This window comes from Edwardsiella hoshinae NBRC 105699 = ATCC 33379, from assembly GCF_000474215.1.
GTDB lineage: Bacteria > Pseudomonadota > Gammaproteobacteria > Enterobacterales > Enterobacteriaceae > Edwardsiella > Edwardsiella hoshinae.
On sequence record NZ_BAUC01000051.1, the window covers coordinates 1 to 14,345 of the forward strand.

At 57.3% G+C, this 14,345-nt stretch carries 13 protein-coding genes and 2 pseudogenes; 13 read left to right on the plus strand and 2 right to left on the minus strand.

Annotation, left to right across the window (positions count from 1 at the left end; genetic code table 11):
* Positions 1 to 302 precede the first annotated feature (302 nt).
* Positions 303 to 515 carry a FaeA/PapI family transcriptional regulator gene (locus EHO01S_RS16390; RefSeq protein WP_035370844.1) on the minus strand — a complete coding sequence of 71 codons (213 nt, stop codon included), beginning with the start codon at positions 513 to 515 and terminating at the stop codon, positions 303 to 305.
* Between the two features lie 437 nt (positions 516 to 952).
* Here EHO01S_RS16390 and EHO01S_RS16395 point away from each other — a divergent pair, with 437 nt between their 5' ends.
* The 12 genes and pseudogenes from EHO01S_RS16395 (at position 953) to EHO01S_RS17990 (ending at position 12,644) form a co-directional block, all read left to right on the plus strand.
* Positions 953 to 1,270, plus strand: a complete 318-nt coding sequence (locus tag EHO01S_RS16395) for an adhesin biosynthesis transcription regulatory family protein (RefSeq protein WP_024524965.1) — start codon at positions 953 to 955, stop codon at positions 1,268 to 1,270.
* Between the two features lie 16 nt (positions 1,271 to 1,286).
* A complete protein-coding gene (locus EHO01S_RS16400; RefSeq protein ID WP_024524966.1) occupies positions 1,287 to 1,823 on the plus strand; it encodes a fimbrial protein in 537 nt (178 codons plus the stop codon).
* Between the two features lie 18 nt (positions 1,824 to 1,841).
* The gene (pefC, locus tag EHO01S_RS16405) at positions 1,842 to 4,313 is read left to right on the plus strand and encodes a PefC/AfrB family outer membrane usher protein (RefSeq protein WP_024524967.1); all 2,472 of its coding nucleotides are present in this window, start codon (positions 1,842 to 1,844) and stop codon (positions 4,311 to 4,313) included.
* Positions 4,314 to 4,329: 16 nt separating this feature from the next.
* Positions 4,330 to 5,109 (plus strand): annotated as a pseudogene (locus tag EHO01S_RS17760) (fimbria/pilus periplasmic chaperone); the annotation flags it as partial.
* Between the two features lie 236 nt (positions 5,110 to 5,345).
* Positions 5,346 to 5,879 carry a DUF5462 family protein gene (locus tag EHO01S_RS16415; protein ID WP_024524969.1) on the plus strand — a complete coding sequence of 178 codons (534 nt, stop codon included), beginning with the start codon at positions 5,346 to 5,348 and terminating at the stop codon, positions 5,877 to 5,879.
* A 132-nt stretch (positions 5,880 to 6,011) separates the two neighbouring features.
* Positions 6,012 to 6,911 carry a F4 family fimbrial subunit gene (locus EHO01S_RS16420; protein ID WP_024524970.1) on the plus strand — a complete coding sequence of 300 codons (900 nt, stop codon included), beginning with the start codon at positions 6,012 to 6,014 and terminating at the stop codon, positions 6,909 to 6,911.
* A gap of 48 nt (positions 6,912 to 6,959) precedes the next feature.
* The gene (locus EHO01S_RS16425; RefSeq protein ID WP_024524971.1) at positions 6,960 to 7,829 is read left to right on the plus strand and encodes a F4 family fimbrial subunit; all 870 of its coding nucleotides are present in this window, start codon (positions 6,960 to 6,962) and stop codon (positions 7,827 to 7,829) included.
* Positions 7,830 to 7,951: 122 nt separating this feature from the next.
* Positions 7,952 to 8,833 (plus strand): F4 family fimbrial subunit, encoded by an 882-nt coding sequence (locus EHO01S_RS17985; RefSeq protein ID WP_162147381.1) that lies wholly within the window; start codon positions 7,952 to 7,954, stop codon positions 8,831 to 8,833.
* Positions 8,834 to 8,995: 162 nt separating this feature from the next.
* Complete coding sequence (locus EHO01S_RS16435; RefSeq protein ID WP_024524973.1) at positions 8,996 to 9,907, plus strand: F4 family fimbrial subunit; 912 nt, start codon at positions 8,996 to 8,998, stop codon at positions 9,905 to 9,907.
* Positions 9,908 to 10,337: 430 nt separating this feature from the next.
* Complete coding sequence (locus EHO01S_RS16440; protein ID WP_024524974.1) at positions 10,338 to 11,144, plus strand: F4 family fimbrial subunit; 807 nt, start codon at positions 10,338 to 10,340, stop codon at positions 11,142 to 11,144.
* A 22-nt stretch (positions 11,145 to 11,166) separates the two neighbouring features.
* Complete coding sequence (locus EHO01S_RS16445; protein WP_024524975.1) at positions 11,167 to 11,988, plus strand: F4 family fimbrial subunit; 822 nt, start codon at positions 11,167 to 11,169, stop codon at positions 11,986 to 11,988.
* A gap of 101 nt (positions 11,989 to 12,089) precedes the next feature.
* Entirely contained in the window at positions 12,090 to 12,644 is a 555-nt protein-coding gene (locus EHO01S_RS17990; RefSeq protein ID WP_024524976.1) for a hypothetical protein, read from the plus strand.
* 213 nt (positions 12,645 to 12,857) lie between these two features.
* On the opposite strand, the pseudogene EHO01S_RS18585 reads toward EHO01S_RS17990, so the two are convergent.
* Positions 12,858 to 13,046, minus strand: a pseudogene (locus EHO01S_RS18585) (IS630 family transposase); the annotation flags it as partial.
* A gap of 566 nt (positions 13,047 to 13,612) precedes the next feature.
* Here EHO01S_RS18585 and EHO01S_RS16455 point away from each other — a divergent pair.
* Positions 13,613 to 14,149, plus strand: coding sequence for a Spy/CpxP family protein refolding chaperone (locus EHO01S_RS16455; RefSeq protein WP_024524977.1), 537 nt, complete (start codon positions 13,613 to 13,615; stop codon positions 14,147 to 14,149).
* The last annotated feature ends 196 nt before the right edge of the window (positions 14,150 to 14,345 follow it).

Consider the following 14,345-nt stretch of genomic DNA (forward strand, 5'->3'; position numbering starts at 1 on the left):
GTATCGACAGCGGATAAACCTGCACCGCTGGTTAGGGTTAATTTTCATCGACTGAGTGAGATGGGTTGAATATCCTACAGCTAACGGCGTTGCATGCGGTGTATCCGCATTGTTCTTATGCGGGCTTGCCGAGACGCATGGGAGTAAAAAGTCACTGAATCGATTGATCACGGCGCGTCTGGCGACATGGTGTCCTATACTGGCGGTGTCACGGCCAGTAGGGCCGAACTCTGTTTTAGTATTGATCCGAATATATAACGAAAAACATTCCCCAATTATTTTAATTTTTTACCTCAAATAGGTTATTCCCGATTTATCTGCCAACAGGTTTTTACGCCCCGCTGTAAAGGCGTGCGCTTAACCTTCCCCGTGAGCTCCAATTGCTGCAAATGATGCCGCGCCTGGTAATCCGTTAGTTTTATCTCTTCCGCAATGGATGCCGTGCGCGCTGCATGGTGATTTTCCAGGTATGCCAATATCGCTTTTTTTATCTCAATTGAGGCTGTCTTTTTCATTATTTAATCTCCATGGTTATTAGTTTTTCAGTTATCGCTAATCTTTATTAGTAATTAAGTAATATTGCTGTTTAGCTTTTCTCTTTCTATTTTTAGAGAATTTCTATTATTTTGTTTTTTATGGTTTTTCTGTTTTCGTGTTGATCTAAAAGCACTATTTTTCAGCGATAAAAATAAACGAATATTTCGTTAAAGGCCATACGGACGATCTTTTGATCTACACCAAGCACCTATTTTAGCATGGATATCCGTATAATGTTTTATATATAGATTGATATGCTATCTATATGTCATTTATGCAACATAAAAGATCGGGCAATATATTTTTCATGGCGCATATGTTTGATTGGAATAGTCCGCGATAAGACATATCAGACGAGACGTCAGCATATCTTTGCCTACTGAGTTCAACGTATCCCTCGGGGATGGGAGGTGTTATGGGTATGACTACCCCTGCGACTAACCCGGAAATGAAACAGGGACTTTTTGAGGCGCGTTATCGCGCGCTAATGCCGGACAATATGACCGAAGAGCAGTTCTGGTTATTAATCGAAATATCGCCAATGCACAGCGAACGGATTGTGCTGGCATTGCGGGATTACCTGCTGTACGGCCATTCCCGTAAGGCGGTGTGTGAACGCCACGGTGTGAATAATGGCTATTTAAGTACCTGCATGGGCCGACTTTTTCATACCAGCCATTTAGTCGCTAAATTGGCGCCTTATTACCAGCAGGAATACAGCAACGCGAAATAACGCGGCGGTATAACCCATGAAAAAAAACGCTTTATTGATGCTTCTGCTATTAGCCGGAGCAGGGTGCGCTCACGCCAACGTTCAGCGCACGCTCTTTCGCGCCGACCTGGTGGCCTCGGCCTGCCATGTGGCGGTCGAGGTGCCGGGCGGCGGCAACCGCCTGGTGTTCGGCACCTACCGCAAATCCACCCGGGCGGCGGTGCCGCCCCAGACCTTTACGGTGCGGCTGTATGAGCGCGGCGCCTCGCTACCGGGATGCTCCGCGTTTCGGGCCGGGCGCCTCGCCACCCTGGACTTTGGCAACCCGGGACAATTGGACGCCGGCGGGGTCGTCACCCACGGGGCGGGCGACGGTATCCGCATTGTGGTGCAGGCGCGCGATGCCCAAGCCGATTACCGCGGCCCGCTGACGCTGTCGGCCCATCAGGTGAACTACCCGGTGGATTTCGCCGCCCGCGGCCAGTTTAGCTTCCAGGCCCAGCCGCACTTTCCGGTGGCGGTGGTCGGCGGGGAGTACAGCGGGGCGCTGACCTTTGTGGTCAGTTACCAGTAATCAGTGAGGCGTGAAGTGATGAAGAGCGGGATAGGGCGCCGTGGCGCCGTGGCGCTGGCGATAGCCGCCGCGCTGGGCGGTACGGGGGCTCAGGCGGGCGAGAAGCTGGATATGTCCTTTATCCAGGGCGGAGCCGGCCTGTCGCCCGAGGTCTGGGATGCCCTGAACGGCAAGTACCTGCCGGGACGCTACCTGGTCGCCCTGAGCGTGAATGGCAAAGAGGCGGGCAAGCAGGTGCTGGACGTCACCCCGCAGGACAGCGAGGCCTTGTGCCTGTCGGCGGCCTGGCTCGCCCGCGCCGGGGTGTACCTCAACACGGACTACTTTCAGAGCGGCTATGACGCCGCCCGCCAGTGTTATGTATTGGCGAAAGCCCCGTCGGTGACGGTGGACTTTGATGTGTCGGCGCAGAGCCTGTCCCTTGCCATTCCGCAAAAGGGGTTGGCGAAAGCGCCGGAGACGGTGGACTGGAATTACGGCGCCAGCGCGTTGCGCGTCAACTACAACCTGAACGCCAACAGCGGCCAGGGGTCAACCGCCCTGTTTGGCTCGAGCGACCTGAAGGCGAACGTCGGCCATTGGGTGGTGAACTCCTCGGCGACGGTCAGCTCGGGGCTGGGCGGCGGCGACGGTGGGGGGAGCGCCTTCTCGGCCAGCATGTTTACCGCCAGCCGGGCTATCCGCGCCCTGAGCGCCGACCTCTCCCTGGGCAAGACCTCCACAGGCGACAGCCTGCTGGGCAGCAGCGGGACCTATGGGGTCTCCCTGTCGCGCAACAACAGCATGAAGCCGGGCAGCCTGGGCTATACCCCGGTGTTCAGCGGCAGCGCCAATGGGCCGGCGCGCGTCACCCTGACGCAGAACGGCCGCCTGCTCTATTCCGAGCTGGTACCGGCCGGCCCCTTCGCCATCACCGATGTGGCGCTCTACAGCAGCGGGGATGTGCTGATGACGGTCACCGGGGAGGATGGCCGGGTGCAGCAGACGCAGCGTTTTCCGCTGTCGGTGATGAGCAGCCAGCTCAGCCCGGGCCAACATGAGTTCAACCTGGCCGCCGGGGTGCCCGATGAGGGCAGCCACCTGCGACGGGGCGTGGTCGCCGCCTCCTACGGCTACGGCCTGAATGGGCTGACCTTGCGCAGCGGCGGGGTGGTTAACCTGGACTGGCAAGGGGTGAGCGCCGGTGCCGTGCTGGGCCTAGGTGAGCTGGGTGCCATGTCGGCCGATGGCGCCTATGCCTGGGCGCGTTACCGCGACAGGCGCCTGACGGGCAGCAAGCTGCAACTTGGCTGGAGCAAACAGATATCCCTGACCGGCACCGGCTTGCGGCTGAGCTGGTCGCGCCAAGACAAGGGCTTTAACGACTTGTCGGGCTTCGACCCCAGCCAGGGGTGGCGAGAAGCCACCCTGGGGCGGCGCATTCGTACGGAGTGGAACGCGGGTGTCAGCCAGCCGGTCGGGGGGCTGTTCAGTCTCTCGCTGTCGGCCTGGCAGCGGAACTACTACCCGGCGGGGAGCCTGGGGTGTAACGCCAACAACACCCTGTTTTGCCAGATGGACGATGAGGATAACGGCGCTGGGGATGGAAGCCAGGAGCGCGGCCTGAGCGGCTCGCTGAGCGCCCAGGTCTCCCGGGTCAGCCTGAACCTGGGGGTCTCCGGGGCGCGTAACGCCCAGGGGGAGAACAACTGGTCGGTATCGGCCTCGGTCTCCATTCCCTTCCCCTTTACCCTGTTTGGCCGCCCGTACAGCACCAGCACCTCGTTCAACACCACCCAGGGGGGCGGGGTGGGTATCAGCAGCGGGGTGTCGGGCTCCCTGAATGACCGTGTCAGTTATGGTCTGGGCGGCGGACGCGGGGCGGATGGCAGCCTCAACAGTTATGTGAACGCCGCCTACCAGGGCGACCGCGCCTACCTCAGCGGCGCCCTGAACCAGTCCGGCAACGGTGGGGTCAGCGGCTCGCTCTCCGCCAGCGGCTCGGTGCTGGCGCTGCCGGCGGCGCACAGCGTCCTGTTGAGCCGTACGGCGAGCGACACGGTGGCGGTGGTGAATGTGGCCGGCACGCCCGGAGTGAAAGTGAGCAGCGGCAGTGGCGTGACGGACAGCGACGGCAACCTGGTGGTGCCGCTAAACAGCTACGACTGGAACACCGTCACGGTGGAGGCCGGCACCTTGCCGCTCGATACTGAATTAGGGACGACCAGTCAGCGTGTCGTCCCCACCCACGGCGCCGTGGTGTGGATGCCCTTCGAGGTACTGAAGGTGCAACGCTACCTGCTCCAGGTCAGGACACGGGACGGCCGGTTTGTGCCGGGCGGAACCTGGGCGCGCAGCAGCAAGGGGACGCCGCTGGGCTTTGTGGCCAACAACGGCGTACTGATGATTAACGCGGTCGATGCCCCGGGCGCTATCACGCTCGGCCATTGCCGGATAGCCGCGGGCAAATTGCAAGCGACAGACAAACTACAGGAGATAACGTGTGACTAAGCGTATCCAGACAACCCTGCGTAGCCAGTGTGCTCACGCTTTTTTCAATCACCGCACCAGCCGGACGCTGGGACTGGGGCTGGCATTACTGCTGGGTGCCCAGAGCGCCTGGGCCTCCCTGGCGGCCGACCAGACCCGCTATATCTTCCGCGGTGACAAAGAGGCGTTGACCGTCACGGTGACCAACAACGACAAGACGCGCACCTTTGGTGGCCAGGCCTGGGTGGACAACATCGTGGAGAAAGACACCCGCCCGACGTTGGTGGTGACGCCCTCGTTCTTCAAGGTGAAGCCCCAGGGCCAGCAGACGCTGCGCATCATCGTCGCCGCAGACCATATGCCGCAAGATCGGGAGTCGGTGTACTGGCTGAACCTGCAAGATATCCCGCCGGCGTTGGAGGGCAGCGTCATCGCCATCGCCCTGCGCACCCGCCTGAAGCTGTTCTACCGCCCGAAGGCGTTGCTCGCCGGGCGTAAAGGGGCCGAAGGGGGCATTAGCTTACAGACCCGGCCGGACGGTAAAACCCTGCTGGTCAACACCACCCCGTATATCTACGCGATAGGCGGCCTGCTGGACGCCCAGGGACGCAAGGTCACACTAGACAGCGCATCGGCACAGAAGCTGTTGATGTTTATGCCGGGCGACTCGGTGGTGGTGAAAGGCAACGTGGTGCAGGTGGAATCCCTCAACGACTACGGCGAGCTGCAAACCTGGCGGATAAACCAGAAGGACAAGGCCACCTGGCCGCGCGCGAGCCAGGCGGCAAGTGAGAGCCAGGCAGCAAGTGCGAGCCAGACAGTAAGCGAGGGTGGGCGCCCGGCAGCGAGTGAGGGTGCGATGGCAGCGAGTGAGGGTGCGCCGCGCCCCGCACAGGGTTCATCCCGCCCGGCGACGGCGATGGCCGGCCAGGTGGCGCCTCTGGCCCAGGGGCAGCGTAACGCCTAACGCAGACGTAGGTAACGCGCATGATTAACCCCAATAGGGCAACGGTATTGACCGCGCTAACAGTCATCACAGAAGGAAAGGCACCCATGACGCTGCAACCCCGTTCCCACCGGCCGCAGAGCCGCGCTTACGGCGCTCTGCTGGCGCTACTGCTGCTGGCGAGCGGCGGCGCGTCGGCCGCCCCGGCCAGCGAACATGAGCAATACCTGGGGGTGGTGAATGGCCAGGTACAAGGCAACAGCCGGGTGACGGTCAAACGCACCCTGGGCGAGCCCATACTGTACCGGGCGCAGGCCCCCGCCGGCCTGCCGAGGCAACTGCTTATCCGCCACGCCACGCTACGGCCGGGCGACGGCGGGCGCGTCTACCTGACGGTTCGGCAACTGCTGCCCCGCGGGGGGGAAGAGGCACAGCTGACGCTCAAGGTGGGGCTGTACGTCGATGGCAAGGCGCTAGCCCTGGCGGCGACCCAGCGCGGCGATGAGGTGCTACTCAGCGTGCCGGCAGCGGCGCAACAGGTGGTGCTCCGCAGCGATGCGCCGGTCGAACTGGCGGTGCCGGCGAACTACCGCGGCCCGGTCCAGGTCGGCCTGGCGGTGGAGGATGGCCTGGCGGACTAATGGGGTAAATGCCATCGCACACCAGGGGTGGTGCTCGGAGCAAGCCATAACACCAGGGAAGCCTGTGGGGAAACGCGGGCGTGCATTGGGGTGAAAGGACGCCCCCTTTTTTAAACGATGAGGATAACCGTGATGAACGTCGTCGTAATGAAAAGCGCAATCAGGGCCGCACTGTTGCTCACCCCCGTGTTTTCGCCGCCGGTCCAGGCCGAGGCGTGGCAGGCGGGGAGCAACGGTGGCGCACTGGGGTTAGGCGGCGACCTGTACAGCACAACCTACACCCAAAAGTGGGCCTGGGCCGTGGGCTCTGGGCTAAACCATCTGAGTAGCCCACTGAATGCGATTGACCCGGCAAGCCGCACGGCACGCCTGGCGGTAAGCCAGAATACGCCCCTGTTACTGGGTAAGACGCTTGAAGCGTTTGCCGCACCAAAGCGTGGAGGTGTGGGTTCGATCCCCTTGATTAGCTTCAGTGATGGCGATGGCAAGAAAGTCGAACTGCGTTGCGCGGAGGGCGGTGATGGCTATCCCCGCGCCCATGATAATGGCCTTGCTTATATTGTGCTGCCCGTTAAAGACCCAGCCAATAATACCCCAATAGGCACAGCCAGACTGAATCTGACTTATGTGGGCGCATCGGCGCAGGGCGGAGCCAGCGGGAGTAATGGCAAGGTGTTCTCACTGTATGCGATGAATCAGGCTATGGCTTTTTTTGGGGCTTTACCGATTAACGTTAGTGGTGCCGAAATCCAGAACGGAGCGAACGCCGTTAGCCAGATAAGCGCATTAGGCGGCCCCAACTTATCGGCTCTGCTTGGGCAAATACAGGCGGTAAATAGCAATATCACCGCACTCACCCCGGCTACGAGTTCTTGGGTTGAATACACCAACTACAGCAATGGCACCGTCTTTTCGGCGGCCTATGCCCTGGGGTTTAAGGCGGGGCAAACGGTAGACGTGACCTTTAATCGGCGCCCGGCCCAGACAACGGCATGGACGGCGTCGCTGCGGATCAGCGTCACCTATAACTAATTCGTGTAAGACAGAAAGCAGTAATACGTAAGCAATAAGGATCTAATGATGAAGACGACGTTAAAGGCGCTCGCCTTGGTAACCGCTGCCGGGGTATCGGGCATTGCTAATGCGGCGGCACCAACTTGGGAAGATGGCACCACACAATTCAATAAAACCTTCACCGCCAGTGGAACGGTGCTGGGAAAAGAATTCTCGCAAAAATGGCAATGGGCTGTGGGGCCAGGGTTGCCTAATTTGCAAGGTGCCTTGAGCCAAGCTCAAGCTAGCAATGGAAATAAGGTAACCATCACCATTCCACAGGACACGCCTATATTGGTAGGCAAGACGGCAGAAGCGTTTGCGGTACCTGAGACATTTACACAAGGTGGTGTTGGTGCAATTCCTCATATTGTTTTTAAAAATGATGATCAAACAGTGAGTTTGGCCGATCCAGCGTATACGGGTGCGCCTGCATCTATCACTATTGATGTGAAAGATGCAGGCAATACTAAAATTGGTACGGCCAAATTAAATGTGATTACCGCGGGTATAGAAGTGGTGGGGAAAAGTGGTCTCGCGGCTCAGCAGAAAGTGCTTTATGGCCCTCATGATAACAGTATTTTTCGTGGCGGACTGCCAGTTAGCGGCTTGGTCGTGTCCAAAAATGTTACTGAGACTGCCACTACTGTCATGAGTTTTGGCGGTTTATCTCCGGACGAGATGAAAATACAAGTTGGGGCAAACACTCTTGCTCCCCAATACGGTGGCTGTTACGACGAAAACATGGCTTACGATAGTGGAGAGAAAGTATCAGCCTCATATGTCCTGGGCTTTAAAGCCGGAAATACTATCGAAGTGACTTTTGATGCCGGGAGAAAACCCTCAACCACAACTCAATGGACGGCTTCGTTGGGCATCCAGGTCACCTATGTTTAATCACAAAAAACAAAAGGGTGCCTAGCATGAGATTACGTTTTTTATCAATGCTTGTAGCCATGAGGCTTCGTTGGGCATCCAAGTTACCTATGTTTAATCACACTAAAAAAAGGGGGGCTAGTATGAGATTACGTTTTTTATCAATGTTTGTAGCCATGAGTGTGGCCGGAGTTGCTAATGCGGCGGCACCAACTTGGGAAGATGGCACCACACAATTCAATAAAACTTTCACCGCCAGTGGGACAGTGGTTGGTAAAGAGTTTATGAATGATTGGGAATGGGCCGTAGGCACAGGCTTGCAGGGACTGCAAGGTGCGTTAAGTCAGGCCACGACTACTAATGGAAATAAGGTAACCATCACCGTCCCGACGCTCACGCCGATTTTGGTGGGTAGGACGAGAAAGGCCATTCAGTCACCGTTTCCAGAAACGGATAACCTTGGTGTTGGATCTACGCCACATATTGCTTTTACTAGTGATGGGAGATCTGTGAAGTTAACAGGAGAGGGGGAAGAGTGGGAAGCGAAGGGGAAAGCATATCTTGATATTACTGTAAAGGATGCAAACACCTCAAGCAAGATTGGTACTGCGCGATTACATCTAACTTATGTGGGTGTGGCGGGTGAGGTCGATCTAAAAACTAATAAAAGCATTATGTATTCACTTTTCGCAAAGGATAATAATGCTATTTTTCTTGGTGGTTTGCCGACTAATGTTGGCGCTTCTGAATTTAGATCTGGAAGTGCAGCGGTCGCAATGACTGAAAAATTCGGTGGGTTATCTAAGCAAGAACTTTTAAAGCAACTGGATATACAACAATTTACGACAATAACCGAGGACAGCTCTAATTATGAGTTTCTGGTCGCTGGTTTTAAAGTCGCCGCCACCTACGCCTTGGGTTTTCAACCCAACCAAACCATTGATGTGACATTTGAGCAGGGAAAAGCACCTACGAGCACAACTCCGTGGACAGCCTCACTGGGGATACAAGTGACATATGTTTAATACCAAACCGCGTTTATTAACCGGCTAGAAAACAGGTTGAGCGCTACGCATCAACCTAGGGATTCTACACCTTAAATTTAGGATTCGAGCCTATCTCGGATAGTGACGGGCTGTTCTTATGCAGCTGAACTTTTTATTCCTCCATTTTATTGGGAGCATGGTATGAAAAAAACATTGATTGCACTGGCATTGGCCGCAACGGGCGTTTCCAGCGGGGCGTATGCGGCTGCTCAAAATCTTACTTGGACACCTGGTGAGATTAATCGACCCAATGCATTTAGCCTCGGCGGCACCTTCTACAGCGCTAACCATTTCAATGGTGAGTGGCAATGGGCCGTAGGGGGTAATTTAAGTGGGTTTAACAATAAACTAAGTGATATTTCTGATACCAATGGTGTCTATACAATGCCAGTTGCAGTGGCGGCTGATGCGCCTATCCTATTAGGCATGACAAAAAAGGCCTTTGGCTCTCCTCTCGCCAGCGGAGTTGGCGCTATTCCGCAGATTTCCTTTAAAGGTGCAAATAGCCAAAGTGCACATCTCACACCGAGCGCAACCCCAGGCCAGGGAACCATCACCATTCCGTTGATGCAAAATGGGAGTACGGGTGCCACGGCAACTCAATTAGGAACAGCAAAATTCACGGTAAAATATGCTGGGGTTAGCCTAGATGGAATATTCACCTCAGCGACTGGGCCTGTAACAGTTCAATCACTCTATTCAGCAGGGGCGACTAGCGGCATTTTTTTCGGCGGCCTACCTGCTGCTCAAAATGAGGTGCTTGCTAGCTCCAGCGCTGCACAAAATTTAATTGCAAAATTCTCTGGTCCAGCTCAATCCGACCTGGTCAGTCAAATAACCACAGCACTCACAGGTCTCACAAACCCAACCGTGAGTAATACAACTACTGCGGTTCAAGAAAATACCCAGCATAATGGCACAACTGAAGTTTTCGCTGCCGCTTATGCGCTGGGCATTGAAAAAGGCCAAAACATTGAGCTGACCTTTACCAGCAAACCCACCGCCACCACGGAGTGGAAAGCGCCGTTGCAGATTGAAGTGTCATACAACTAACCCCGTGATTAAACGCACGTGACTAAACGCGCGTGATTAAACGCATACGGTTAAACGTGTGTGGTGAGACATGAGCCATTAAACCCGTACCGCTACCCCGCGCCAGTAAGGCGATGCCGGGGGAGGCGGGGCGCTGGCGGCCTATTTTCCCGCGTTGCTTAATTCCTGTCGGGGAATAGGCCGCAATCCAGCACGCCGTTGTGGGGGAATAGCTTCCCCTTGGCGGCGTTATGCGGGTGCGCCATAACGGGCGGTTATCGTTCGTGAAAATACGCATCGGGCTAATGACGAATCACGTCATGGCTAATGACCGGCCTAACCGCGCCATCGCCGTTAATGACCGGGTAACCCCATGGCGGGGTAAGCCGTGGGGTTACCCCCATTTTCAGGCCCGATGAACCGCGCGAGTTACCTAAGGAGATAAAACAGGATGCATCACCCTATGTTCACTTACCCCAAAACCCTGCTGTCCGCCGCCGTGCTGGCGCTGGGCCTGTTTTATGCCAGCCATACCCAGGCTGACCTCCTCGATGGCGGTGAGGTCCAGTTTCATGGCTTTGTCACCGATACCGCCCCCAAATGGACCTGGCAGGTCAGTTCATCGGCGCAGTCGTGGCCGGTAGACAGCGCCGAGGCCCAACTGACAAACGGGATGCTGCGCTTCGATTTAAGCGATAAGGGCGCCTTACCCTACCTTGAAGGCTATCTGCATGAGGTCGCCCAGCGCGGTGGTCCGGGCTTAACCCCGCTGATTACCTTCAGCAGCGGCGGTCAACCGCTCACCCCGCTGGCGGGCGGCAATAGTCACGCCCAGCATTTTCGTGCCGCCGTCCCGGTCTATGACCCGGCGAGCGGTAAGGCCGTCGGCCGCCTCAGCTTCACCCTGGATCAGGCCATGGCGGTCAGCGCAGCGCGCCAGCTGGCGGGCGTCGCCGTGCCCAGCGGGATGACCTTGGTCAGCGGGCAGAGCGTCAGCGCGGTACAACCCGCCACCTTGCCCGCCGGGATACGCAACCAGTTGTCGGCCCTGTTGCTGATGAACCAGGGCTTTGGCCAGGGGATGAGCGCGGTCGGGAATGGTCAGGTGATTAACCAGGGGGTCTTGGCTGACGGGCGTGTGACCCGGTTAGCCGCCGCCTATGCCTCCGCGCTGTCGGCGTTTGAGTTGACCTTACCGGCCACTGGTACCCCCTCGCAGTGGCAGACGGGGTTGAACGTCAGCGTGACGGTGCAGTGAGGCGGAGAGAAGGAGAGCGTCAATGAAAGGTATTACGGGTTTATTACTGGCCGCCAGCCTGCTGCCTATGGGGGTCTTGGCCTGGAGCACCCCGGGTAAAGACTTTAGCGGCACCCTGACCCTGGGGGGCCCGGTCACCCATACCCGGAACCCCTGGTTATGGAAAATCGGCGGCGGCAGCCATGAGCTGCATGCGCCGCGCCGGGCGCAGTGGTCGCGCAATGGCCAACAGATTATCCCGGTTCCCCTGCCGGCGTTAACCCTGCTTTTGGGGAAGACCCGTGCCCCCGCCCCCGCGGGCGGGGTTGGGCTGGCACCGGATGTGACCTACGGCAAGGGGATAGCCGGTTTTTCCCTGCAATGGACCGCGCCCGGACAGGCGGAGGTCGTGCTGCCGCTTACCGGCGATAACCGCAGCCACCCCGGGCAACTGGTGTTCCGCATTGAGGCGGCCGCCCTGCTGCGTAGCCAGCCTGCCGCACCGAGCGCTACACCGACCGGCGGGGCGACGACGTCGTCCGCGTCCCACGCCGACGCCGCGCTCAACCAGGCGCTATATAACGACTTGCGCGGCAACGGCCTACCGCCGGCCGGCGCGATGCTGCCGCGCGAACAAACCGCCGCCCATTTACAGGCGATGTTTGCGGGCGAGGGGCCGGCCTGGTTAGCCACGCTACGCCTCCCTGGCGTAGCCGGACTGAGCCAGTTCCGTAATACCGCCTTGCACCAGGTCGAGGGGGTCTATGGCGCCCGGCTGGTTGCGGGCAGTGGCGAGCTGCGCTTAAACGGCGCTATCCCGGCGCACTGGCAGGTCTCTTTGCCGGTGAGTATCGACTATCCCTAACGACACCGCCGGGCTGACGCGTCGTGCGCCCGGTAAACATGGTGAGGCAGGTGTGCGTGAGTCGCCCTCCCTCGAGGTAAGCAAAGTCGGTAAGAGATGAAATGGAACGATTTATTCTGTCAGGTACCTGCTTTTATGAACTGAATGGGCTCCGCTACCTGCTGCAAGAGGCCGGTTACCCGGTTTTTGACGAGGTGGCGGTCAAGACCTTCAGCCCCGACGATGTGTTTGTATTGGCGCTGAGCGCCGAGCCTTTATTGGGCTGGGGACGTCATGTGCGCTATATCCGCCACTGCCGCCGCCGACTGCCTTGCCGCATGGTGGTGTTGGTTCCGCCGAGCCTCGGCACCTTACGGGTCTTTGACGGCACATGTCCGGTGATTTCCGGTCACCTGCCGAGGGCGGAACTGATAAGCCAGCTCCTGACGTTATGCCGGGACGCCTTGGCGCTCCCGCGCGAGCCGCAGAGCCCGTTCCGCCTGCTGAACGTTAAGCAGGGCGGCAGCCGGCGGCAATTACTACAGCAATACCGGGAGAACACGCCGCTGCGCAGAATGGCCAAGAGTGACTATTACCACCGCGGCCGCTTACTGGATGTGCTGGGGATAGAGAAAATGCAGACCTTGAGTATTGTCGGTCAAGAGCTGTTGAGCTGAGCAGCCATCCGCCTCGCCATTATGCGCGATGCCCGGCCCATTTTTACTATTGATTTATTTTGCGTTAACTCGTACTGGCGTCTCCCTTGGCGCCAGCCATTTTGTCAATATGAGGAACAATGATGAACAAGACCTTTATTGCTCTCGCATTAAGTGCCATCGGCATATTGGGCACCGCACACGCAGCGCCAGCCTGGGAGAGCGCTAACACCCGTTAATCCCACGTCCCCCCGATGAGTGGACGCAGTAGAGCGTTCTGGCAACGTCGCTGATGCGGTCGCCCCGAGGCAGCATCAGCATGGCGGTCAGCCTGTGGGCATGATTTTTGTCACGCGCTTTATGGATGATAGTTTTCTGCATCAGGCGTCGTTCAGTTCGGGAAATTGGTGCTATGATCGGCATCGCTCAGTCCGGTTGGTGGTTTTGATTGGTTTGGCGATTGATCAGCTCGTACCATCCGGGCTGAGTAGGTGATCTACTATTCCGCGCCGCTATTTAGGATGCATTATCGCCTTATAGTGGATCTCATTATTGCGTCATTAATTGACGATAAGGCGTACTTTTCGATTAGCCGAGTGTGTCAAACGAACGGCTATTTTGACTGTGGATTAATTAATCCTTTTCCTATTTAATTATCTCGGGTATATTTATCTCGGCTGTTTCTCCATAATTTATTCACAATTGGCGCATTTAGTCTTGCCTCTCCATAATTTATCCATAATTACGCGTTTCGGCCTATTCCCGCTTTCAGTTATTTACACTGCATGTAATTAATTGAATTCTTTTCAGCTATATTGATTACCAGACACACGATGAAGTCATCGCCCACGCGGGTTCGTGAATGTCGCTGGCGCTCATGGACTCATCGAGCAAGGCGTGCAGGATGATTGATGTTGGCGAGACGTCCTGACACCTAGCGGAACGCCAGCCTAAACCACAACAGATAAATTGATATTGAGGAACTCCTAATGCGTAAACTGACCGCTATGATTTTGGCTTCCACCTTGGCCCTGGGCGTTGGCGCCGCGAATGCCGCTGAGACGACGGCGGCCCCTGTGGCGAACGGCAACGGTAATGGTAACGGTATGGGGATGATGCATCACCCGGATATGAACCATCAGAATGGCATGATGCAGAAGAAGGGCAACCGTCACGGGGGAATGGGGATGTTGGCCGGCATCCAGTTGACGCCGGAACAGCGTCAGCAGATCCGCGACATCCGCCAGCAGTTCCATAAGGCTCATCCGATGCCACAGATGATGGATAACTTCAAGCAGATGCAGCAGCTGATCACCAGTGATAAGTTTGACGAGGCGGCGGCGCGCGCCCATATCGAGGCCAACAATAAGGTGCGCAACGATGTCGCCGTAGAGCGGATGAAAATGGAGCACCAGATTTATAGCTTGCTGACGCCGGCGCAGAAGCAACAGGTAAACCAGAACTTCGAGAAGCGTGTTCAGGTGATGATGGAGCGTCAAGGTAAGTTGAACCAATCACAGCAGTAATCGCGGCGGGTTTTCCCGTCGCCTGGGCGGGGAGGCCGTCTAAGGGGGACGCGGCGTGTGGGGCGCCGCGTCTGTGTCTGCGTTTGTCGTTCTTGTGGGCCGGCATACGCCGGTTACGGTGCGCTTGCCTAGCCCCACAGCGTTTGGATACTCACTGCCCAGCCCAGCCCAGCCCAGCCCAGCCCAGCCCAGCCCA